The 22,773-nt window shown below is 66.4% G+C and carries 22 protein-coding genes; 12 read left to right on the top strand and 10 right to left on the bottom strand.

Annotation, left to right across the window (positions count from 1 at the left end; genetic code table 11):
- The first annotated feature begins 97 nt into the window (after positions 1–97).
- The 3 genes from ACU18_RS18160 to ACU18_RS18150 are packed head-to-tail and all read left to right on the top strand — an operon-like array spanning position 98 to position 2,650.
- Positions 98–898 (top strand): electron transfer flavoprotein subunit beta/FixA family protein, encoded by an 801-nt coding sequence (locus ACU18_RS18160; RefSeq protein ID WP_050687880.1) that lies wholly within the window; start codon positions 98–100, stop codon positions 896–898.
- 14 nt (positions 899–912) lie between these two features.
- On the top strand, positions 913–1,866 hold the full coding sequence (locus ACU18_RS18155; protein WP_050687879.1) for an electron transfer flavoprotein subunit alpha/FixB family protein: 954 nt from the start codon (positions 913–915) through the stop codon (positions 1,864–1,866).
- Between the two features lie 4 nt (positions 1,867–1,870).
- Complete coding sequence (locus ACU18_RS18150) at positions 1,871–2,650, top strand: PIG-L deacetylase family protein (protein WP_050687878.1); 780 nt, start codon at positions 1,871–1,873, stop codon at positions 2,648–2,650.
- A gap of 78 nt (positions 2,651–2,728) precedes the next feature.
- On the opposite strand, the gene ACU18_RS18145 is transcribed toward ACU18_RS18150, so the two are convergent.
- From ACU18_RS18145 to ACU18_RS18130, 4 genes are all read right to left on the bottom strand, one after another.
- Complete coding sequence (locus ACU18_RS18145) at positions 2,729–3,586, bottom strand: anti-sigma factor (protein ID WP_157407833.1); 858 nt, start codon at positions 3,584–3,586, stop codon at positions 2,729–2,731.
- Between the two features lie 10 nt (positions 3,587–3,596).
- On the bottom strand, positions 3,597–4,205 hold the full coding sequence (locus ACU18_RS18140; RefSeq protein ID WP_050687876.1) for a sigma-70 family RNA polymerase sigma factor: 609 nt from the start codon (positions 4,203–4,205) through the stop codon (positions 3,597–3,599).
- 229 nt (positions 4,206–4,434) lie between these two features.
- Entirely contained in the window at positions 4,435–4,902 is a 468-nt protein-coding gene (locus ACU18_RS18135) for a tRNA (cytidine(34)-2'-O)-methyltransferase (protein ID WP_050687875.1), read from the bottom strand.
- Between the two features lie 20 nt (positions 4,903–4,922).
- Positions 4,923–5,867: a J domain-containing protein gene (locus ACU18_RS18130; protein WP_050687874.1), complete on the bottom strand. Its 945-nt coding sequence runs from the start codon at positions 5,865–5,867 to the stop codon at positions 4,923–4,925.
- Positions 5,868–6,095: 228 nt separating this feature from the next.
- On the opposite strand from ACU18_RS18130, the gene ACU18_RS18125 reads away from it, so the two are divergent.
- The 9 genes from ACU18_RS18125 to ACU18_RS18085 all read left to right on the top strand — a co-directional run bounded on the left by ACU18_RS18125 (position 6,096) and on the right by ACU18_RS18085 (position 16,715).
- Positions 6,096–6,797 (top strand): hypothetical protein, encoded by a 702-nt coding sequence (locus ACU18_RS18125; RefSeq protein WP_050687873.1) that lies wholly within the window; start codon positions 6,096–6,098, stop codon positions 6,795–6,797.
- 61 nt (positions 6,798–6,858) lie between these two features.
- Positions 6,859–8,094, top strand: a complete 1,236-nt coding sequence (locus ACU18_RS18120; protein ID WP_050687872.1) for a cysteine desulfurase family protein — start codon at positions 6,859–6,861, stop codon at positions 8,092–8,094.
- 98 nt (positions 8,095–8,192) lie between these two features.
- Entirely contained in the window at positions 8,193–9,326 is a 1,134-nt protein-coding gene (mnmA, locus tag ACU18_RS18115) for a tRNA 2-thiouridine(34) synthase MnmA (RefSeq protein ID WP_050687871.1), read from the top strand.
- A 297-nt stretch (positions 9,327–9,623) separates the two neighbouring features.
- On the top strand, positions 9,624–11,255 hold the full coding sequence (locus tag ACU18_RS18110) for an ABC transporter substrate-binding protein (RefSeq protein ID WP_050687870.1): 1,632 nt from the start codon (positions 9,624–9,626) through the stop codon (positions 11,253–11,255).
- A gap of 117 nt (positions 11,256–11,372) precedes the next feature.
- The gene (locus ACU18_RS18105; protein WP_050687869.1) at positions 11,373–12,464 is read left to right on the top strand and encodes an ABC transporter permease; all 1,092 of its coding nucleotides are present in this window, start codon (positions 11,373–11,375) and stop codon (positions 12,462–12,464) included.
- Between the two features lie 2 nt (positions 12,465–12,466).
- A complete protein-coding gene (locus ACU18_RS18100; protein WP_050687868.1) occupies positions 12,467–13,477 on the top strand; it encodes an ABC transporter permease in 1,011 nt (336 codons plus the stop codon).
- A complete protein-coding gene (locus tag ACU18_RS18095; RefSeq protein ID WP_050687867.1) occupies positions 13,474–15,177 on the top strand; it encodes an ABC transporter ATP-binding protein in 1,704 nt (567 codons plus the stop codon). Before ACU18_RS18100 ends, ACU18_RS18095 begins: the two co-directional genes overlap by 4 nt.
- Positions 15,178–15,255: 78 nt before the next feature.
- The gene (locus ACU18_RS18090; RefSeq protein WP_050687866.1) at positions 15,256–15,660 is read left to right on the top strand and encodes a chorismate mutase; all 405 of its coding nucleotides are present in this window, start codon (positions 15,256–15,258) and stop codon (positions 15,658–15,660) included.
- On the top strand, positions 15,657–16,715 hold the full coding sequence (locus ACU18_RS18085) for a hypothetical protein (RefSeq protein ID WP_157407831.1): 1,059 nt from the start codon (positions 15,657–15,659) through the stop codon (positions 16,713–16,715). The genes ACU18_RS18090 and ACU18_RS18085 overlap by 4 nt, the downstream gene beginning before the upstream one ends.
- Positions 16,716–16,728: 13 nt before the next feature.
- Here ACU18_RS18085 and ACU18_RS18080 read toward each other — a convergent pair whose 3' ends face one another.
- Genes ACU18_RS18080 through ACU18_RS18055 form a run of 6 tightly spaced genes read right to left on the bottom strand, consistent with a single transcriptional unit; the run spans position 16,729 to position 22,676 of the window.
- On the bottom strand, positions 16,729–17,445 hold the full coding sequence (locus tag ACU18_RS18080) for a DUF4166 domain-containing protein (RefSeq protein WP_050687865.1): 717 nt from the start codon (positions 17,443–17,445) through the stop codon (positions 16,729–16,731).
- 34 nt (positions 17,446–17,479) lie between these two features.
- Positions 17,480–18,772 (bottom strand): DUF58 domain-containing protein, encoded by a 1,293-nt coding sequence (locus ACU18_RS18075; protein WP_050687864.1) that lies wholly within the window; start codon positions 18,770–18,772, stop codon positions 17,480–17,482.
- The gene (locus tag ACU18_RS18070) at positions 18,772–19,767 is read right to left on the bottom strand and encodes an AAA family ATPase (RefSeq protein WP_050687863.1); all 996 of its coding nucleotides are present in this window, start codon (positions 19,765–19,767) and stop codon (positions 18,772–18,774) included. Before ACU18_RS18070 ends, ACU18_RS18075 begins: the two co-directional genes overlap by 1 nt.
- A complete protein-coding gene (locus ACU18_RS18065) occupies positions 19,764–20,993 on the bottom strand; it encodes a DUF4350 domain-containing protein (protein ID WP_231686134.1) in 1,230 nt (409 codons plus the stop codon). Before ACU18_RS18065 ends, ACU18_RS18070 begins: the two co-directional genes overlap by 4 nt.
- On the bottom strand, positions 20,990–21,634 hold the full coding sequence (locus ACU18_RS18060) for a DUF4129 domain-containing protein (RefSeq protein ID WP_050687862.1): 645 nt from the start codon (positions 21,632–21,634) through the stop codon (positions 20,990–20,992). The genes ACU18_RS18065 and ACU18_RS18060 overlap by 4 nt, the downstream gene beginning before the upstream one ends.
- On the bottom strand, positions 21,624–22,676 hold the full coding sequence (locus ACU18_RS18055; RefSeq protein ID WP_050687861.1) for a DUF7847 domain-containing protein: 1,053 nt from the start codon (positions 22,674–22,676) through the stop codon (positions 21,624–21,626). The genes ACU18_RS18060 and ACU18_RS18055 overlap by 11 nt, the downstream gene beginning before the upstream one ends.
- Between the last annotated feature and the right edge of the window lie 97 nt (positions 22,677–22,773).

The raw sequence follows: 22,773 nt of genomic DNA, 5'->3' as shown, positions 1-22,773 counted from the left end.
AGGAGCTACCCGGATGCCGGGCATTCCGCGGCCATGACCTTATCCGGCTGGCTGCCCATACGCACGGAAGGCTGCTGTCACTACAGTGGAAGATACATTGAAGATCATTGTCCTGGTCAAGCATGTACCGGACGCCCAGTTCGACCGTCACCTCACCGGGGCCGGCCACACCACGGACCGGGACGAAAGCATCCTGTCCGAGCTGGATGAATACGCCCTCGAAGCGGCCCTGCAGCTTGCCGAGGCACGCGGCGGCAGCAAAGCCGGAAACCAGGTCATCGCCCTGAGCATGGGCCCGGCCGCCGCTGTCAACGCGGTCAAGAAGTCCCTCCAGATCGGCGCCACCGAAGGCGTCCACCTCACGGACACCGCGCTGGCCGGCTCCGACGCCGCCGCCACCTCCCTGGCGCTCGCCGCAGCTGTCCGGCACCTTGGCTCCGATGGGGCCGTCGACCTGGTCATCACGGGCATGGCATCGACCGACGGGGAGACCTCCCTGGTGCCTGCGCAGCTCGCCGAGCGGCTTGGCCTGCCCCAGGTCACCTTCGCGTCGTCGCTGGAGGTTTCAGGCGGACGCCTGACGGCCCGCCGGGACGCCGACACGTCCTCTGAGACGGTGGAGGCACCGCTGCCTGCCGTTGTCTCGGTGACGGACCAGATCAACGAGCCGCGGTACCCCAATTTCAAGGGCATCATCGCCGCCAAGCGCAAAAACATCACCACCTTGTCCCTCGCCGACATCGGTGTGGACGCCTCGCAGGTGGGCCACGCAGGGTCCTGGACCACAGTGGCCAGCGCCGAGGAACGCCCGCCGCGGACAGCCGGCACCATCATCACCGACGAAGGCGACGCCGGCATCAAGCTGGTTGACTTCCTGGCCGCCCAGAAGCTGCTCTAAGAGGGATCACGAACATGGCAAAAGTACTTGTATTCATCGACAACCCCGGCGCTTCGCTCAAAAAGAGCAGCCTTGAGCTCCTGACACTGGCGCGCACCCTGGGTGAGAGCACAGTCGCCGTCAACGGGGACGTGTCCGACGCCGTTGCCGCCACCTTCGCCGAATACGGCGTAGGCACCGTCTTCCACCCGTCAGCCCGGGACCTCAACGATTTCCTGGTGGCCCCCAAGGCCGCGTACCTGTCCGCCGCCGTCGAAAGCGCCGGCGCAGGCATTGTGCTGCTCGACAACTCACCGGAGGGCAAGGAAATTGCCGCCCGCCTGGGCATCCGCCTCAGTGCCGGTGTGATCACGGACGCTGTTGCCGTGGAAGCTGACGGAACGGCCCACAAGTCAGTCCTGGCCGGCTCCTACACCACCGCCTGCAAGGCCAGCACCCCGGTGTCGGTAGTGACCGTCAAGGCCAACAACGTGGTCCCCGAGGCTGCGGCAGCGCCCAGCAGCCCTGAGGCAGTCACGATCGAGGTTCCGGCGGACAGCACAGCGGCTGCAGCACGGATCACCGCCCGTGAGCAGAAGGCCGCCAGCGGCCGGCCGGACCTCACCGATGCCCGGATCGTGGTGGCGGGTGGCCGCGGCCTGGACGGCGACTTCGGTCCCGTGGAAGCCCTGGCCGATGTGCTGGGTGCTGCCGTGGGCGCCTCCCGGGCAGCAACCGACGCCGGCTGGATCAGCCATGATGCGCAGGTGGGACAGACCGGCAAGACCGTGTCCCCGCAGCTGTACATCTCCGCCGGCATCTCGGGGGCCATCCAGCAGAAGGCCGGCATGCAGACCGCCAAGGTCATTGTTGCCATCAACAAGGACGCCGAGTCCCCGGTCTTCGAGATTGCGGACTTCGGCATCATCGGGGACGTCTTCGACGTCCTGCCCCAGGCCACCGAAGAGATCAAGAAGCGTAAGGGCTGATGCAGTGAGTTTTTCCCCGCGCCAGGGACAGAGCCCGTTCAATCCGGAAAAACACCGGATTGAGCGGGTGCTCTGTTTTGCGGCCCATCCTGATGACATCGACTTCGGCGCGGCAGGCACCATCGCCGGCTGGACGGCGGCGGGAGTCCAGGTCAGCTATTGCATCATGACCGACGGCGACGCCGGCGGCTTTGATCCTGCGCACAGGGCGGACATCATCGCCCTGCGGGACGCCGAGCAGCGCCGCGCGGCGGGTCTGGTGGGTGTCGCGGACATCCACTACCTGCACCAGCGGGACGGTTACCTTGAACCCTCGCACGGGGTGATGAAGGAGGTGGTGCGGCTGATCCGGGAGATCAGGCCCGACGTCGTACTGGCCATGCACCCGGAACGCAACTGGGACCGGATCCAGAAGAGCCACCCTGACCACCTGGCGGTGGGGGAGGCGGTGACCCGTGCGGTGTACCCCGCCGTGGAAAACCCGTTCGCGTACCCGGAACTGGCCGAAGCCGGGCTGGACGCCTACAAACTGCCGTGGCTGTGGCTTTATGCTGGTCCTGCCGACAGGGAAAACCACTTTGTTGACGTCACGGAGCAGGTGGACGCCAAGCTCGCGGCGATCCATGTCCATGTCAGCCAGCATCCGGATGTGCAGGCGATGGAGGCTGCAGTTCGCGGGGGTATGCAGGGCAATGCTGCCCGCGGTGGACTGCCGCAGGGCCGCAGCGCCGAAGCCTTCCATGTTGTGGCAGTCAACGGTCCCGGGACCATCGCCGGTTTCTGACCGCCCCGGACATGGGAAGCGCCCCGCCTGTCTCTTCCTTGGAAAAGGCAGGCGGGGCGCTTATGGTTCTACTGCGGTTCAGGCTCCCAGCGGAGCGGCAGCCACCGTGGGCAAGGTGGGGGACGTGGATCCACCCACCGGCTCCACTGTGATGCCCAGGCTGGCGGCGGAGGAAATTCCGCGGACCACAGCGGGCTTGGACAGGGCTTCGGCATCCATCAGGCCCTGGGATACCGGCGCGGAGCCATCCTTGGGGATCAGCCACATCTGGTAGACCTTGCCGGCCGGGGGTGCCGGAACGTCCTTCATCTTGACCACTGCAGCGTCCTGGGCAGACGAAATCTGCAGGGTTGCCGTTCCGCCGCCGCTTACGTCGACGGAGGCTACCCGCAAGTCGCTGGCCCGGACCACCTGGTTGAGCGGATCGTTCTGGTCCGCGAGGTATGCACCCACACCCACGCCGCCCAGGGCGATGGCTGCCGCGGCAGCCACACCCACAAACCAGCGGCGTGCGCCGGAAGGCTTACGGTCAGTTCTGCGCTGCCGGGCCCGGGCCAGTTCGTCGACGGGTGCAGGAGCCGGCGCTGCTGATTCAGTGACCGCCTCCGTGACCGGTGGCACGGCTGGCGCCTGCTCCGTTGTGGTGCTCTGGACAGGCAGCTGCGCCATGATGCGGTCAAAGAGGTCAGCCGGGGGCTCCTCTTCGGCTTTGAAGGTCATGGCCAGCGTTTCGCGGGATTTGCGGACACGTTCCAGGAAGGCGGTTCGCTCGGCCGGGGGTGCGGCCGAAAGGTAGTCTTCGATGAGCTCGCGTTCGGGATCCGTAACGGCGTCCAAGGCATACAATTCAGCGAGGTCCACGGCACGCCCGGATGCGAGGTCCGCGGCAACGGTGTCGCCGAAGGACCCTGAGCGGCTGGTGCGTCCATCGTTCATGTCTGCCATCTCAACTCACCCCCAAACAGGTCTTTAGTCGGATCAGTCCGTCGCGGATGCGGGACTTGATGGTGGGAACCGCCGCGTTGAGGCGCTCTGCGACTTCCCGGTAGGTCAGGCCGCCGTAGTAGGCCAGGCGGACGGATTCCTGCTGCGTTTCCGTCAGCGTTTCCAAACACCTGACAACTGCTTCGGCCTCAAGCCGGCTGCCCACTTCATCTGAGACGCTGTCGTGGGCAATGTCCTGGCTGCTGGCACCGTATTTGGCTTCCCTGTCAGTGGATGACTGCGAGGACCGTACCTTGTCCACTGCGCGGCGGTGCGAAATGGTCATCAGCCAGGAGAGCGGGCTCCCGGCCTGCGGATCAAATTTGGAGGCGTTCTGCCACACCTGAAGGAACACTTCCTGCGTGGTGTCCTCGCTGAGTTCCGGGTCGATCAGGACCCGGCGGGCCATGCCGAAGACCCGGCGCGAGGTGAGCTGGTAAAACTCCGCAAAGGCCGGTTGGCTGCCCTGGGCAATGCCGGCAAGCAGCACGGCGAGGCGGCGGCTTAGATCAGCCGGCGAATCTGTCACCGCTGCCGGGGCCTCGGTATTTGGCGCGTTGGGAGTTTCCATTACTTCCAAGCATAAGTCTCCGGGCGGTGAAACCTGCGCACCGCAGCCCGGCTGCCGGGCCCTGGTCCTGGAACCTGCGTCTAGAAGTGTCACCTGCCGCTCCTCATGTGCCGTGGAATGTTCTCAGGTGTAATTCGGCGCTGCAGGTCAGGCGGATGGGCGGGGCACGGTAATTGTTTCAATCCGCCGGGGGGACGTGGCCCGGGGCGTCATGGCCGCACCAGGCTGCTCAGATTCGGGCGCCGGCGAAACCGTTTTGCCGCCAGGCTTCGTAGACGGCGATCGAGGCTGCATTTGCGAGGTTGAGCGAGCGCAGGGCGGGGAGCATGGGCAGCCGGACAGTGGCGGTCACGTGCGGATCTGATTTCAGCGCCGCGGGCAGCCCCACGGACTCCTGCCCGAACATCAGGACGTCCCCGGGCTGGTAGGCGATGTCGGTGTAGCTGGCCGTTCCATCCGAGGTGAACGCGTACACGCGCTCCGGCTCAAGGTGTTGCCACGCTGCGTTGATGTCCGGGTGGACCGTCACCACTGCAAGGTCGTGGTAATCCAGTCCGGCGCGGCGGAGTTTGGCGTCGGAAAAGTCGAACCCGAGCGGTTCCACCAGGTGCAGCTCGGCGCCGGTGATGGCGGCCAGCCTGATGGCGTTGCCGGTATTGCCGGGGATTTCGGGGGAGTGGAAGAGGATGCGGAACACGGATCAATCCTAGCCAAGGCTCAGTGCATGCCGCGCAGCAGCCTGGCGAGCACTGACACGTTGACGGTGTTTGGCGCCGGCCCCGAGGCCAGGAACTCCTTGAGGCCCCGGACCATTCCCGCGGCGTTGACGATCTGCACGCTGTCCAAACCGCCTGCGGAGCGGCGATGGTGGTCGATGACTGGTTCGTGCAGGTTGCCCCCGGGACTGTGGACCACCGTCCATCCGGTCACGTTGAGTTCGGGGAAGATGTCCTGCATGGCCCGCACCACGTGGCCCAGCTGCGGCGGGGCAATGGAGCGCCCGCCGTGGTTCAGTGTCTGGCCGTCCCAGGCGTAAGCGCCCTTGGGCAGCAGCATGGAACCGATCAGGGCCAGCCGGTAGCCGGAGAAAAGGACATGGTCGATGTGGCTGTTGTCGGCAGGGGACTGCAGGCCGTTGATGAGCCGGGCCGCCGGAATGGCAGGCAGGACCTGGCGGCTCAGCAGCTGGACTGTGCGCATCTCCCGCTGGATCCGGGCTTCCGCGCCGAAGATCCCGCGCTTGCGGGGCATGCCGTGGACCTGTTGGCTGGCTTCCGTCAGGGAGAGCAGCGGAACGCCGTTGCCCGCACCGAACGGCGGGACGTAGACGGGCGGGTCACCGGCCGTATTCCTGGCGGTGGCAGGCCGGTGGACAGTGGCCGAGGCCCGGCTGCCTGCAGGCGGCGCATCAAAATGCGCTTCGGAGCTCCCGGTGTCAGTCCCGGTGGTTCCGGCCGCATAGGAACGGTCGTAGGCCTTGCGGCGCTGGGGGTCGATCAGCGTTTCGTAGGCCGAGGTCACGCGGCGGAACGCTGCAGCGTCACCGCCCTGGTCCGGATGGGCGGTCCTGGCGGCGCGACGGTACGCCACTTTGATTTCCTTCTCGGTGGCGGTGACGGCCACCTGGAGGACCTGGTAATGGGAGCTGCTGCTCTCGGTCAAACACTCATCCTTTGCATTGTGGCCAATCACCCGGGAGGCGGACCGGCCTGCCCAGTTTAGCCAGCGTGATCGCTTCCCAGGCAGTACGGACCGGTGCCGGCAGGACTGGTCCTTTCTTTGTCAACGCCCATGGAGGCCCCGCTGGTTCCCTGTGCCCGGCGGCCAGGACGGAGTTTAGACTCGACTTGCGCGCCTGGACCGGCAGCGCAGGAAGCATTGGGGTTGGAGATGGTTTTGCGGACGACGACGGCGGGCAGGGGCCGGAACGCCGTGCAACGGGCGGCGCAACTGGCGGCAGCCGCGCTCGCCGTGGCGTTGCTGGGTGCCTGCAGCGTTGACGTGCGCGACCCTGCCGCACCGGCCCCGGTCAGCAACAGCGCTGCGCCGGCGACGCCCACCATAACTCCTGGTCACGACGCTGATGCGGTGGCAGCGCAGGACATGCCGTTCTCTGCCGGCGGGGTCTTGGCCCCTGGGGTCCCCGTAGGGATCGGAGATTCCTTGGCAGAGGTTCCCGGCTGGAAGCTCGCCAAGGCCAACGTGGCGGGTGAAAGCCAATACGCCAAGGCGGATGGCTGCGTGGCTGCCGCCAAAGTCCGAACCGACCAGGGGCCCCTGGTGCGGCAGGACGACCGCGACTCAACGGTTGCTCTTTTCCAGTACCTGGACCCAACCATCCTTCCCGAATACCTGAAGCCGGGATCGTTGCGGTGGGGCGGCGACAATGACGCGCCGCCAAGATCGGTCGAGGTCCTGGTCCTCACAGAAGCCGCGGCCGTCGGCGGACGGGCCACCGCTGTCCTGGCCCGCCTGTTCGGGACCGCGGGTTCATCCATCTACGTGTCCGTGTCGTGTCCGGATGCAGGTTCCCTGGCCGCTGCCCGTTCGGAAGTGGAACGGTTCCTGCCGGTTTTGCCGCCCGCCAACTAGTGGCCCGCATGTGCGGTGGGACCGGTGGGGGGATGGAAAGGCCCAGCGATAGAATGGGCAGGTGCCTGCCTACCTTGACCATGCCGCCACCACGCCGCTTTCGGCCGGGGCCCTGGCCGCCATGACCCGCGAACTCGCCCGCACGGGAAACCCGTCGTCATTGCACGGGGCCGGGCGGCGGGCCCGCCGCGTGGTCGAGGACGCCCGGGAAACCGTTGCGGCTGCCGCGGGTGCCCATCCGTCGGAAGTGATCTTTACGTCCGGCGGCACGGAGGCGGACAACCTCGCGGTGAAGGGCCTGTATTGGGCCCGGGTAGCAGCCGACCCCACCCGCCGGCGCATCCTCTGCTCCGCCGTCGAACACCATGCAGTACTGGACACGGTGGAATGGCTGGAACGCCACGAGGGTGCCCAGGTCACGTGGTTGCCGGTGGATGCCGCAGGCGTCCTGGACCTCGAAGTCCTGGCGGCCGAAATCGCGCGCGACCCCAAAAGCGTCGCGCTGGTGACAGTGATGTGGGCCAACAATGAAGTGGGTACGGTCCAGCCCATCAGCCGCATTGTGGAAATCGCCAGCGCCAGTGGCATTCCGGTCCACTCCGATGCGGTCCAGGCGTTTGGTTCCGTGCAGGTGGACTTCAAGGCATCCGGCCTGGCCGCGATGTCCGTTTCCGGCCACAAAATCGGCGGACCCGTGGGGGTGGGGGCCCTTCTGTTGGGCAGGGCGGTTACCCTGACCCCGGTCCAGCACGGCGGGGGCCAGGAACGCAACGTCCGTTCGGGCACCCTGGATACCCCGTCCATTGCGGCCTTCGCAGCGGCAGCCGAGGGCGCCGCTGCCGCGCTCGGACCGGATGCGCTGCGGATCGCGGAACTCCGGGACCGGTTGGTGGCCGGCGTCCTTGACCGCGTCCCTTCCGCCGTCCTTCGCGGTGCCCCGGCGCCGGACCGCCTGCCGGGCAACGCGCACTTTACGTTTCCCGGCTGTGAAGGCGACTCCCTCCTGTTCCTCCTGGATCTGGCCGGAGTGGAGTCCTCAACGGGTTCGGCCTGTACAGCGGGCGTCCCCCGGCCCTCGCACGTATTGCTCGCCATGGGGCTGGACGAGGAGACTGCCCGCGGCGCGCAGCGCTTCACGCTGGGGCACAGTTCCACTGAGGCCGACGTCGACGCGTTGCTCACTGCGTTGCCCGAGGCTTACGCCCGTGCACGGCAGGCAGGAATGGCCGGGCATGAGTCGTCGATCCAGACAGCGGGAACGGTGGCCCGGCAGGGAACCGGCGCCGGGTTTGCATAGGCCCGTAGAATAGATAGGCGAGGATCGTTTCCGGGGACCAGCCTGGCCGGTCCGCACCTTCCGGTGGAAGCGCCGGAACCATCAACCAGAAAGCCAGCATGCGAGTTCTAGCAGCCATGAGCGGCGGCGTTGATTCCGCCGTTGCCGCAGCCCGTGCCGTCGAAGCCGGGCACGACGTCGTCGGCGTCCACCTGGCGCTGTCCCGGATGCCCGGCACCTTGCGCACCGGCAGCCGAGGCTGCTGCACCATCGAGGACTCCCGCGACGCGTGGCGTGCCTGCGACGTGCTGGGTATCCCGTATTACGTGTGGGATTTCTCCGAGCGGTTCAAAGAGGATGTGGTCCAGGACTTCATCGACGAATACGCCGCGGGCCGTACCCCCAACCCCTGCATGCGGTGCAACGAGCGGATCAAGTTCGCCGCCCTGCTGGAAAAAGCCATTGCGCTCGGCTTTGACGCCGTCTGCACCGGGCACTATGCCAAGGTGATCGAGGACGCCGACGGAAACCGGGAACTGCACCGGGCCGCTGACTGGGCCAAGGACCAAAGCTACGTCCTCGGCGTGCTCACCCACGAGCAGCTCAAGCACTCCATGTTCCCGTTGGCCGAAACGCCATCCAAGGCCGAGGTCCGGGCCGAGGCTGAGCGCCGCGGACTCTCCGTCGCCAACAAGCCGGACAGCCACGACATCTGCTTCATTCCCGACGGCGATACAGCCGGCTGGCTGGCCGAGAAGATCGACATGTCCACCGGGGACATCGTGGACGAAACCGGGACCAAAGTAGGCGAGCACCCCGGCGCCAATGCCTTCACCGTCGGACAGCGCCGCGGGCTGAAGCTGGGCACCCCGGCCGCCGACGGAAAACCGCGCTTTGTCCTGGAGATCCGGCCCAAGGAAAACAAGGTTGTGGTGGGCCCGGAAGCCCTCCTGGCCATCGACGAGATCCGCGGCATCAAGGTGTCCTGGGCCGGTCTGCCCATCAGCGAAGTTGGAACGGGCGCCGGCTTTGACTGCTACGCCCAGGTCCGTGCGCACGGCGACCCCGTGCCGGCGCAGGCCTGGATGGAACCCGATGCTGACGCCTCGGCACCGGGCCAGCTGGTGGTCCGCCTCGGCACGCCGCTCCGCGGAGTCGCCCCCGGCCAGACGGTGGTCCTCTACCAGGGCAGCCGGGTCCTGGGCCAGGCCACCATTGACGCTGCCCGCTCGCTGCAGCGGGCGGAGCTCTAAGCCACCCACGCTGATGCGCCGTCCCGTGAGGGGCGGCGCATTTTGCTGTGCCCTGGCCCAGGCACTGGACCAGGCCTGTTCCGGACTCCGCCGGGCCGCTTCAGGGGTTGTCGGCGCCGCGCAGAAGTGAGAGTCGCTGATCAATCGTGTAAATTTTGTGTCTCAACTCACAAATCACCCGTTGCGGCGGGTGGGTCGGTGGTTGAATCAACGCATCAGCACAGCGCACCTCCCGCTTAGGCGAAGTGACCCCTTAGCGGGCGGCAGGCGCGTACTCATCGAACAGAAAGTTCACAGATGATGAAGAGCAACAAGGCCCTGAACGGCGCGATCGCGCTGGCAGGCATTTCCGCCCTGGCACTGACGGCCTGCACGGGCCCCTCGGGCGGTGGCGGAACCTCAACCGAAGGCTCCAGCAGCAGCACCATCACCTTTGGCACCACGGACAAGGTTGTCACCCTGGATCCGGCAGGGTCCTACGACGCAGGCTCCTTCCTGGTGATGAACCAGATTTACCCGTTCTTGCTCAACGCGAAGCCCGGCAGCGCCGACGCCGTCCCCGACATCGCCGAATCGGCCTCCTTCACGGCACCCACCGACTACACCGTCAAGCTCAAATCCGGCCTGAAGTTTGCCAACGGCCATGAGCTGACGTCCTCGGACGTGAAGTTCTCCGTGGAGCGGATCATCGCCATCAATGACCCCAACGGTCCAGCATCACTCTTTGCCAACCTGGACTCGGTCGAGGCCACGGACGATGCCACCGTGGTGTTTAAGCTCAAGGCCGCCAACGACCAGGTGTTTGCCGGCGTCCTGGCATCCAACACCGGCCCGATCATCGACGAGGAAGTGTTTCCCAAGGACAAGGTCATGTCTGACGATGACATCGTCGCTGCCAAACCTTTCGCCGGCCCGTACACCATCGAGAGCTACAAGAAGAATGAGCTCATCAGCCTCAAGCCGAACGCCGACTACAAGGGCCTGCTCGGTGCGCCGGCCAATGGCGGAGCCAACATCAAGTACTACGCGGACGCCAATAACCTCAAGCTGGATGTGCAGCAAGGCAACATCGACGTTGCCGGCCGCTCGCTGACGGCAACGGATGTGGCCGACCTGGAGGGCGACTCCAAGGTCAAGGTCCACAAGGGACCCGGCGGGGAACTGCGCTACATCGTCTTCAACTTCGACACCATGCCGTTCGGCGCCAAAACCGCGGAGGCCGATCCGGCCAAGGCGCTGGCAGTCCGCCAGGCCATGGCCAACATCGTGGACCGGGATGCGATTGCCACCCAGGTCTACAAGGGCACCTACCTGCCTGCATACTCCGTGGTTCCCGATGGCTTCCTTGGTGCTGAACAGCCCATGAAGGAACTTTACGGCGACAACGGCAAGCCCAGCCTGGACAAAGCCAAGAAGGCACTCTCAGACGCGGGCGTGAGCGGGCCCGTCAACATCAAGCTGCAATACAACCCTGACCACTACGGCAGCTCCTCCGGAGATGAGTACGCCATGATCAAGGAACAGCTGGAAAAGTCGGGCCTGTTCACCGTGGACCTGCAGTCCACCGAATGGGTCACCTACTCGAAGGACCGGACTGCTGACGCGTACCCGGTTTACCAGTTGGGCTGGTTCCCGGACTACTCGGACCCTGACAACTACCTCACCCCGTTCTTCGTACCCAACAACTTCCTCAAGAACCACTACGAGAACGCCGACGTCGCTGCCCTGATCCAGAAGCAGCTCACAACTGTTGATAAGGACGAACGCGTCAAGATCCTCGGCGAGACCCAGGAAGCGGTTGCCAAGGACCTCTCCACCCTGCCCCTGCTCCAGGGCGCGCAGGTGCTGGTCTCCGGAGCGGACGTCAAGGGAGTCGAGACCACCCTGGACGCTTCCTTCAAGACGCGCCTCGGCGTCATCTCCAAGTAAGTCCATCCGGCCCTGACGGGCAACGGGGCGGAACACCTGTAGGTGTCCCGCCCCGTTGACGGGCCCGGCCGGCGTTTGGGGACGCTTGGCGCGGGCACCACATTCTTAGGTGATCCATTGACAACACTGATCGACGCCCCGCCCCCGGAAACGGACGGTGCACTACAGGCCGCCAAAAAGTCCTCCGGCGGAGGGCTTGGCCAATATATCCTGATCCGATTCCTCTTGATCTTTCCAACCATCTTCATCCTGGTGACCATGGTGTTTTTCCTGATGCGGATCACCGGCGATCCCATCACCGCAGCCCTGGGCGGGCGCCTGCCCCCCGAACAGCTGCAGGAACGGATCCAGGCGGCGGGCTATGACCGGCCGATCTTTGTCCAGTACTTCGAGTACCTGGGGCAACTGGTCACCGGCAACTTCGGAACCACCCTCTCCGATAACCGCAAAGTGACCGAAGTGCTGACAACGTACGGTGCCGCCACCCTTGAACTGAGCATTAATGCCTTGATCGTTGCGCTGCTGATCGGCATCCCCCTTGGCATGGTGGCTGCCCACCGGCGTGACCACCTGCCCGATGCCGTCCTGCGGATCTTTGCCATCCTTTGCTATGCCACCCCGGTCTTTTTCGCCGGGCTGCTGCTGAAACTGACGTTTTCCGTGTGGCTGGGCTGGCTTCCCGTCGCCGGCCGGGCCAAAACCTCCAACGAGCTGGCACTGACAGCCCTTCAGGCTCCCAGCGGAATCTACTGGCTGGACGCCCTCCGCAGCGGCAACATGGCAGCGCTGGGGGATGTGATGGCCCACGCGGTACTCCCCGCGTTGGCCCTGGGCCTGCTGACCGCCGGCATCTTCCTGCGGCTGGTCAGGACAAACGTGATTGGCACCCTGGGCCGGGACTATGTGGAAGCGGGTCGCTCCCGCGGTGTCAGCGAGTATCGGCTGGTCACTAAACACGCCTATAAACCGGCGCTGATTCCGATCATTACGGTGATGGGGCTGCAGATCGCCGTGATGCTGGGCGGAGCGGTCCTGACCGAAAAGACCTTCGAATGGAAGGGCCTTGGTTTCCAGCTGGCAACCTACCTGACCGCCCGGGACTTTGTGGCGGTCCAGGGCATCGTGGTGCTGCTGGCAGTAATTGTGGCCCTGACAAACTTCATCGTGGACATCATCGCCGCGTTGATCGACCCGCGTGTGAGGTACTGATCATGAGCAGCACACCCCAGGGTGCAGAAGCCCCCGTTCCCGTGGCCAACCCCCGCGCAGGCCTGTTCCGGCGGTTGCCGGTTGTCTCGCACCTGAGCCGCAGCGTTGGGCTGCAGCGCGGGATGCTGGTGATCGGGTTGGTCCTGACAGGAACCTTTTTGTTGGCTGCGGCGCTGGCTCCTTTGCTGGCACCCTTCGGCTTCGCCCAGCTCTCCGACGCGGACGGCAGCTTCCCCAGCCAGCAGCCCCCCGGCGGCAAGCACCTCTGGGGCACCACTGTGGGTGGCTATGACGTCCTCTCCAGGGTTCTCTGGGGAACCCAGACCGCTTTGCTGGTGATCGTGGTGGCCGTGGCGCTGTCCATTTTCGCCGGCGTCGCGCTGGGCCTTGTCAGCGGCTACCTTGGCGGCTGGCTGGACCGGATACTGGTGGTGGTGGCCGACGCCGTATATGCGTTCCCATCGCTGCTGGTAGCCATCGTCATGGCCATTGTGATCAGCGGTGGACAGTCCAGCCTCTTCGGCGGCATCATGGCCGCGGCCACCTCCATCACCGTGGTGTTCATCCCGCAATATTTCCGGGTCATCAGGGCGGAAACCATCAGGCTGAAATCGGAGCCCTTCGTGGAATCAGCGAAGGTGGTTGGTGCGTCCAACCTGCGCATCATCACCCGGCATATTTACCGGAATGCCACCCGAACGCTGCCGCTGATCTTCACGCTCAACGCCTCCGAAGCCATCCTGACCCTTGCCGCCCTGGGGTTCCTCGGCTTCGGTATCGAACCCAGTTCCGCAGCTGAGTGGGGCTTCGACTTGAACAAGGCGCTCGCCGATACAACGTCGGGCATCTGGTGGACGGGGGTGTTCCCGGGCCTGGCCATAGTCTGGACCGTTTTGGGCCTGACATTGGTAGGTGAAAGCATCAACGACCTCAACGATCCCCGCCTTCGCGGCCGCAAGCGGGCCCGCGCCGCCGTGGTCCCGGCACCCGCCGAGAAAGGAAGCAAGGCATGAGCACCTCATCGCCCTCAACGCCCGGCCTGCCAGCACCGGTCCTGGCAATCAATAACCTGAGCGTCACCTTCGCCACCGACGGCGGGGACGTGCACGCGGTCAGGGGCGTCAGCCTCGACGTCCGCCCCGGCGAAGTACTCGCCATCGTCGGCGAATCAGGGTCCGGCAAAACCGTTACCGCCAAAACCATTTTGGGCCTGTTGCCCGAAACCGCCACTTCCTCAGGAACTGTCCTCATTAACGGTGCAGACGTCATCAGCGTCAGCCCGGGACGGTTGCGGCAGATCCGCGGCCGTGACGTGGCAATGGTGTTCCAGGAACCGTCCACGGCCCTGAACCCGGTCTTCACGGTGGGCTGGCAGATCGCCGAGGGCCTTCGCGCCCACGCAGACAAGGAGAGCGGCAGGAAGCTCTCATCCCGGGAAGCCAAGGAGCGGGCCATCGAAGCCCTCCGCAAGGTGGGCATCCCCGACCCGGAAAAGCGCGTCAACTACTACCCGCACCAGTTCTCCGGCGGGCAGAAGCAGCGTGTGGTCATTGCAGCCGCCCTGGCACTGAATCCAGGGCTGATTGTGGCGGACGAACCCACCACCGCCCTGGACGTCACAGTCCAGGCCGAAATCCTGGCACTGCTGCGGGACCTCCGCGATAAGTACGGCACCTCGATTGTCCTCATCACCCACAACATGGGAGTGGTGGCTGACCTCGCTGACCGGGTGGTGGTGATGTACCGGGGCGACATCGTCGAGGAGGCGTCCGCCCGGACGCTTTTCGCCGAACCGCGCCAGGACTACACAAAAGACCTCCTGGCCGCGGTGCCGCACCTCGGGCGCGATTCGGCGTCGGCCACACTGAGCACCCGGGCTCATCAGGGTGCCGAAGTCCTGGTCGAAGCCAAAGACCTGGTCATCGAATACCCAGGGAGGCTGGGCGCCCCGGCGTTCCGCGCCGTGGACGGTGTGTCCCTTACCTTGTCCAAGGGGGAGGTGTTCGGGCTGGTGGGGGAGTCAGGGTCCGGGAAGACCACCATCGGCCGGGCCATCGCAGGGCTGAACCGCACCACCGGCGGCAGCCTCAAGGTGCTGGGCTTTGAGATGCTGGGAATGAAAGAACGCGCCTTCAAACCGCTCCGGAAGGACATCGGCTTTGTGTTCCAGGACCCGGCCGCGTCCTTCAACCCCCAGCTGACCATCGGCGACTGCATCGCCGAACCCATGCTGATCCATACCAAGCCGAGCCCGGCGCAGGCCCGTCAACGCGTTGCCGGGCTGCTTGAATCAGTCCAGCTGCCGGCGTCGTACGCGGGAAGGTACCCGCACGAACTCTCCGGCGGGCAACGCCAACGCGCTTCCCTGGCACGCGCCCTCAGCCTGAACCCGAGGCTGCTGATCGCAGATGAGCCGACGTCTGCACTTGACGTATCGGTGCAGGCGAAAGTCCTGGAGCTGTTCAGGGACATCCAGGAGGAGTTTGGTTTCGGCTGCCTTTTCATCAGCCATGACCTCGCCGTGGTGGACATCCTCTCCCAGTGGGTGGGAGTTCTGTACAAGGGGAAACTGGTGGAACAAGGCATCGGCAGCCAGGTGATGGGCAACCCCGGCCACGACTACACCAAGCGGCTGGTCGCATCCCTGCCGGTGCCGGACCCTGATGAGCAGGCACGACGGCGGGAAGAGCACCGGGCGCTGCTGGGCATCTGAGCAGCGGGACCGCTGGGCGCGGCAGGCGCCGGGCTTAACACGCCCGGTGCCTGCCGTTGCTGCCCATAGACTTGACCCATGACGCAGCACAACCCCGGCACCCCTGACCCCGACGACTTCGACCCCGCAGCCAGTTCCCTGGCCGGGCAAGTGGACAACTCGGTGATGGCCGAACTGCTGTCCATCCGCTCAAGCATCGATAACATCGACGCGACCCTGGTGTACCTCCTGGCCGAGCGCTTCAAGGCGACCCAGAAGGTGGGCTTCCTCAAAGCCAACCACCGCCTTCCGGCCGGTGACCCGGGGCGGGAAGCCGCCCAGATCGCCAGGCTCCGGCGGTTGGCCGAAGACGCCCACCTTGACCCCGCCTTCGCCGAGAAATTCCTCAATTTCATCATCGGCGAGGTGATCCGGCACCACGAAGCCATCGCGGAGGGCCATCAGGCCGCCGCCCTGGATACCCAGGCCGCCACCACCGCATGAGGGTTGAACCGCAGGACCAAGGCGCCACAGCCGCGCCGGTGCAGGCGCCGCCCCTGGAAGTGACGGCCACCGCCCTGGGCCCATGGCCCGGCGACGATCCACTGGAGGCCACGCGGATCATCAGGGGTGAACTGGGCAGCCCGCACCTGCCCTTCCTCGCGGAACTGCCGGACCGTGGCGTGGGCTCGGACGCCCTTGGCCGCACCGCCACGCTCCTCGAAGAACTGGCAGTGGACGTCCAGCCATTCGGTTGGCGGCTGGTGGACCGGCCCGGCAAGGACTACCGGCGGGCCGTGTCCGCGCTGTCCACCGACATTAATATCCTGGCCGACGTGGTGGGCGCCGAGGACACCTCAGCGGCCGAAATTAAGGTCCAGCTTGTGGGGCCGATGAGCCTCGCGGCCGGCCTGCACCTCCATAACGGCGAACGGGCCCTGCTCGACTACGGTGCCCGCCGTGACTTGGCAGCCTCGCTCGCCGCTGGAGTGGGCGCTTACCTGGCCAGGGTATCCGCGGCAGTTCCCGGCGCCCGGCTGGTGGTCCAGGTGGATGAGCCCGACATCGCTGCCGTCCTGGCCGGAAGCATCCCAACCTCCAGTGGGTACCGCACCCTGCGGGCCGTCGCCGCCTCCGAGGCCCGCGAGTCCTGGCGCGTGGTCCTGGATTCGCTGCGCCTGGCCGGTGCTGCAGAAATCGTGGTCTCAGTTCCGGAGATCGAGGCTCCGTTTGACCAAATCCTTGCCGCCGGAGCTGACGGGATCGCGGTGCCGATGAAGGCGTTGACCAACCGGCAGTGGGAACAACTGGCCGGTGCGGTGGAGGCCGGCAAACGGCTGTGGGCCGGTGTCCTGGATCCGTCAGCGGAGCTGCCGCGGACAGCGGAGTGCGTGGAACGGGTGTGGCGCCCCTGGCGGCAGCTTGGCCTGCCGGCAGCCGCGCTGGCAGGGGTCCGGGTGACGCCGTCCGCCGGTGCGCAGGCACGGACCCCAGCCCAGGCCACGGCCGTGCTGGGCAGGCTTACCCAGGTTGCGGACGGGCTCAACCAGCTGACGTGAGCGGCGCGACCGGTCAGGTCCGGTTTTCCCAGCGGTCCGGCTGCGCGTAGCGGGGCAGGAAACTTTGGGCCGAGCTGCCGCCGGCGTAAGGCCGCAACCGGTAGTCGAAACTGCCGGCGTACACCAGCACCACCCCGATTTGGGGCTGGATCACCTTGACCTGGATCCGGTGCCTGCCGTCCGTGCCGGCCGCCGGATCCCACCACTGCTGTGCATAGGCCTTGGCGTCCAGGGCCGCGGGCAGGGGAATCCGCAAAGCTCCGAGGAAAAGCCGGGACGCCTCGGAGATCCCGCGGAGCTTGCCGTCCGGGGTGACGCTGAGGTTCAGGTCAGTGACCATCCGCCGGTACCTGCCCACGTAGTCCACCAGCCTGGCGCCTGCCGCGCCGTCCCTTTCGGCGCTGGTGGTGTCCTGGAAAATCCGGGTCCGCCCGGGGAACCTGATTTCACGCCGTGCGGTCAGGCTGGAGCGGCCGAACGGATCCTGGTGGGCATGGTTTTCGATCCGGAACGGGATGTCCTCGCCGTACTCGGGGAAAAACGCCTCCTCGCCGCCGGTCATCCGCAGCAGCGGCCGCAGCCAGTCCTGGCGGCACCCCACCACATCGAAGGTTCCTTCCCCCACGCCGTATTGGCCTGATCCAGGGACCAAGGAAAAGTACTCCTGCAGCTCGGGCTGCAGCCTGTCGAAAGCAGACCCAAGGGCCTGTTTGTAAATGGGGACGTTCATGGCGTGCCTCCTGCCGGGACGAACAGCTGTGGCTTCACAATCTACCGGCCGCCTTGAGCCGGATGTACATGTCGGCCAGGGCGGGCGGCAACTGGTGCGGTTCAGCGTCCACCACCTCCACCCCGTAGCGGCGCAGTTCGGCGCTGACGGCAGCCCGCTGAAGCAGGGTCCGTTCGGCTGCGGCGGCCCGGAAGACGCTGCTGGCGTCCCCACGATCGCGGAGCATGGTTTCGAGCTGGGGGTCCCTGACGGCGGCAACCACCACAACGTGGCGGCCGGCCAGTTGGGCGGCCACCGGAATGAGGCCTTCCTCCGGGGCTCCGCCGTCGAGTGAGGTCAGCAGGACCACCAGGGAGCGGTGGGCCGACACCGCCCGGACCTCGGCCGGGACCGCCGGCCAGTCCATTTCGATGAGCTCGGCATCCAGGGGGGCCATGGCCTGCACCATCCGGCCCAGGAGGTTGCCCTGGCCGGCGGAACCGGCACGCGCCCGGATTCTCCTGTCGAAGGCCAGGAAGTCCACCCGGTCCCCGCCGCGCTCTGCCAGGACCCCCAACAGCAACGCGGCTTCCATCCCCGTGTCCAGCCTGGTTTCGTCGCCGATCCTGGCGGCTGAGGTCCGGGAGACGTCCAGGACCATCACCACCCGCCGGTCGCGTTCGGGCCGCCAGGTGCGGACCACCACGGCGGAGCGGCGGGCGGTGGCGCGCCAATCGATGGATCGGACGTCGTCTCCGCGCACGTAATCGCGGAGGGAATCGAACTCCGTGCCCCCGCCGCGGATCTGCACCGCTGCCTTCCCGTCGAGTTCACGCAGCTTCCGCAGCTTCGACGGAAGGTGGCGTCGGGAATGGAAGGGAGGCAGGACCCGCAGCGAGCCCGGAGAGGTGATGGTCACCTGGCCTGCTGCAAGCCCGAGTGGTCCGAAGGCCCGGACAGTGATGTGCGGGGTCCGGAGGTCTCCGCGGCGCACCGGGTGCAGCCTCACGGTGACGCGGCGTCCCTCGCCGGGCGGGACATCGATGCGCTGGACGGGGTTCTCGGCCCCTGCGGACGGCTGCCAGCCGTCGCGGATGGAGCCGCGGAGGCGGCGCCGTCCGTTGTTCCGGATGGTGAGGGTGGCCTCGACGCTGCCATGCAGGGTGACGCTGCCGGGCTTGGGCCGGAGCACTTCAATGGAGCGGAGCGACGCTGCCAGCAGCACGTCGGCGACCAGCAACGCAGCCAGCACGCCCACTGTCGTCAGGACCGTGGCCCGTCCGGGAAGCAGCAGGACGGGCACCAGGCCAAGCAGGACCAGGAGGACAAAGCGCCCGGAAACGGCCATCAGCGCGGTACAGGAACGGATGCCAGGATGCTGCCCAGCACATCGTCCACCCGTACGCCGTCCATCTGCGCTTCGGGCTGGAGCGACACCCGGTGCCGGAGGCACGGCAGCGCCAGGGATTTCACGTCGTCAGGGGTGACGAAGCTCCTGCCAGAAAGCCACGCCCATGCCCGGGACGTATTCAGTAAAGCGGTGGCGCCACGGGGAGAGACGCCGAGCTGGAAGGACGGGGCCGTGCGGGTGGCCCGCACCAGGTCCACGATGTAGCCAATGATTTCCGGTTCCACGGCAACGGCTGCCATGGCTTCGCGGGCCAGCGCGAGGTCCCCGGCACCGGCCACTGCCCGGATACCTGCTGCGGCCAGGTCCTGCGGGTTGAACCCGGCGGCGTGGCGGCGGATGACTTCAACCTCGTCGTGGCGTTCCGGCAGCTGCATGGTGAGCTTAAGGAGGAACCTGTCCAACTGAGCTTCCGGCAACGGATAGGTCCCTTCATATTCGACAGGGTTCTGCGTGGCGGCCACCATAAACGGGGCCGGCAGCCTGCGGGACACCCCGTCCACCGAGACCTGCCGCTCTTCCATGGCCTCCAGCAGGGATGCCTGCGTTTTGGGTGGCGTCCTGTTGATTTCGTCAGCCAACAGGATGTTCGTAAAAACCGGTCCTTCGCGGAACGTGAAGTCTGCCGTCCGGGAGTCGTACACCAGCGAACCGGTGACGTCTCCGGGCATCAGGTCCGGGGTGAACTGGACTCGTTTGGTGTCCAGGCTCAACGCCGCGGACAAGGCACGAACCAGCAGCGTTTTGGCCACGCCCGGGACACCTTCAAGAAGCACATGTCCTTGTGAGAGCAGGCCCACGAGGAGTCCGGTGACCGTGGCGTCCTGGCCCACCACGGCCTTCGCCACCTCGCGGCGCACATCCTGCAGCGCCTGACGGGCCGCGTCGTGCTCCGTTGATTCAAGGACCCGGGGCCCGCTGCTGTAGTCGCTCATGTATTCCTGACCTCTTTCTCGAGTTGGTCCAGTTCCTGCGCCCAGGCCACCAACCGGGCCTCGGTGCCGGGGTGTTCGTTAATTAGTGTTCGGATACGGTCAGCAGGCCGGCCCAGGAGGCGCGCCAGGGCCTCGATTGCCTGCGCATCGGTGGCCTCCGGTCCCAGCCTGAGCTTTCCGGACAGCCGGACCAGTGTTCCGGCGCGTAGGTTGTCGCGTGCCTGCCCAAGGGCGCGGGCATCGTGGTAAAGCCGCGCGCGCCCTTCCGCGGTTTCCACCGCTTTGACCACCACCGGCAGCGGTTCAAACACCAGCGGCCCATTCCGGCGGCCACGCCACACGATGGCGGCCAGGGCGACAATCAGCAGCCAGGGACCCAGGTACGGCACCCACTTGGGTCGAAGCTCCGCCAGGGAGGTTGGGGCCCCGGATGGTTCCAGGTCCGCCAGGGAAGGCAGGTACCAGACGAGGTCTTCAGAGGTGCCGAGGGTGCGCAGGGCCAGGGCGGCATTACCGTGCTCGGCCAGGTGCCTGTTTCCCAGGATCGTGGTGCTGCCCAGGACGGTCAACCGCTCATCGTCGCTGACGGCAAGCATTCCCCCGGCGGCACCTTGCGGCCGGTAGCAGGTGGTGCCGCCGTCGTAGGTGAAGCCAGCGTCTCCGGACACCGGACCGGCCGCCACGGCGTCCGGCAGTGGGCATCCGGGTTCCAGGACCGGCATCCCGTCCGGTACCACTCCCGCCTGGCGGATGTTTGGGGTCGTGGCGTCCTCGGGTGCCCCGGACCCTGTCAGGGCAGAAAGGGTGGCAAGCCGGGGAGTGACCACGACTATCCGTACCGCCGAGTCTGCCAGTTCACTAAGCTGTTCGCCGGAAAGGAAGCCACTGCGGTCATAGAGCAGGAGGGTGGGGTAGTCGCTGTTCGCCAATGCCTCCATGGCGGTTTCGAAATCACCGGCCTGGTGGACCTCGACACCGTGTCGGCCAAGGATTTCGCCGACAGCCCGGCTTCCGTTGGGACCGGCGTTTGCGAGCGACAGGGTTTCACTGTCCCCCTTGGGGGCAAGCTGGTTCCAAATGCCAAGGGCCAGTCCCACGGCGACGACACTTGACAGGATCGCCAGGCCGCGGTGCCTGCGCACCCAGCCTGATTTCCGGGTAGCCAGGGCCGGGTCCGAAGGAGGTTTGTCCGTGGCCTCGGTGGCTTCCTGTGGAGCGGCGCTCACGGCAGCGCCGCGCTGCGCTCGGTGCCGGCGGGGGCAGGGCGTGCGGTTTCGAGCGCTGCATCCAGGCTTGCCAGGTCCCGGTAGTCGGCGGCCTCAGCGGGCGTATTGCCGTAGCGGACGGCGTCGAAAGTCCTTGCCGCCTGGTCCAGGCGCAAGGTTTCGGCGCCGAACGCCGCGGACAGCCCGCGCGCTGCCTCGTCGGCAGTGCGGCCGGGTTCAGGGTCCAGGATGGTCCGGTACTCAGCTGACCGGACCATGGCCCGGAACAGGTCGACGACGGCGTCCCCCCACTTTTGTTCGGCGGCGGACTTTGCGGCCCGCTCCCGGAAGTCCCCGGCAGTAAGCTGGCTTGCGCTTTCGAACACTGGGTTGGCCTTACGGTGCTTCGCGTTCAAGCGGGGCCTGGCCACGATAATCGCCGCGGCGATGATGGCAGCTATAACGATCCCGATGACGGGGCTGGGGACCGGTGCGCCTTCGGCCGGCTGTCCTCCGATGGAGTTCAACCAGTCCAGGACTGTTTCCCACGCGTCGGCAAGCCACGATGGTGCGGCATCCCGGTATTCAGGCCTGGCCAGTTCCTCACTGGCCCACCGCCGGGCCTCGTCAGCACCTGGCAGCAGCGGGGGTTCAGCGGACATCCGGCCAGGTTCCGGGTGTTGCGCCGGCCGCGGGAGCCTGGCCGGGAGCACCTGCAGGCAGGCCCCGGCCGGGGATCCCGTCGGGATCGTCGCCGGACTCCAGGAGCCGCAGCAGCGAAATATCCAGGCCGTCCTTGCGCATCCGCAGGTCAAGGTAGAGCAACGCCATCACAGATGTCTGGAACGCGTAACCAAGGGCGCCAACCATGATGCCCACAATGGCCGTAAGAACCAGTCCAACGATGGCCAACCCGGCAGAACCGCCGGTTCCGCCGTCGGGCGAGACGGTGCTGCCAAGGAACTGGACCAAAAGGCTGATGGGTATGGTCACGACCTGGCTGATGACCGAAATAAGGATTCCCACCACCAGGGTGATTCCCAGGATCCGCCACCAGTTGGCGCGGGTCAGGCCCCACGACCTGCGGATGGCGGCCATGGCACCCAGTTCCTCAATGACCACGGCAGCCGGTGCCACCAGCACCTTGATGGTCAACCAGATGTACAGGACGAACATCCCGAACATAACAGGCAGCAGGATCAACAGGCCGGTCGCGTCCATGGTGCTGATCACCAGCGCAGCCACGCCTACGGGGATCAGGACAGCGACTACGCCGGCGCCGAGGTACACCAGCGCCAGCCTGACGAGCGCTCCGGTACGGGACCTGGCCAGTTGCCACATCTGGCGGAAGCCCGTGCGGCGGTCCAGGATCCCACGGGCCACCGGGACCACCATGGCGCCCTGCAGGATCGTGGCCACCAAAACGGACAAAACCGCGGCAACAGCGATCCCGCCCACAAACCCAAACCCCAGGGCGGCGAAGTCCGCTGCGGTGGCGTTGTCCGCCCACCCCGGATTGAAAAGGGTTCCGGCGGCGGCGCCTGCGGTCAGGAGCGCCGTAAGGATGTAGATCAACGATTGCGCGAGGAGGCCGGCGCCGAGCATGGCCTTGGCGTTACGACGGATGGTCTGGAAGGAACCGTCCATGATTTCCCCGAAGAGCAATGGACGCAACGGGACAGTGCCGGGTTTCGGCGGTGCCATGTAGCGGGGCTGGCCGTAAGGTGCGCCGCCGGCCGGACCTCCCTGCCAGGCCGGGGGAGGGGGACCCCATGACGGGCGTTGGCCCCATGGTTGTTGG

Source organism: Arthrobacter sp. ZBG10 (genome assembly GCF_001238605.1).
Lineage (GTDB): Bacteria > Actinomycetota > Actinomycetes > Actinomycetales > Micrococcaceae > Arthrobacter.
This window is presented reverse-complemented; position numbering and strand designations above follow the sequence as displayed.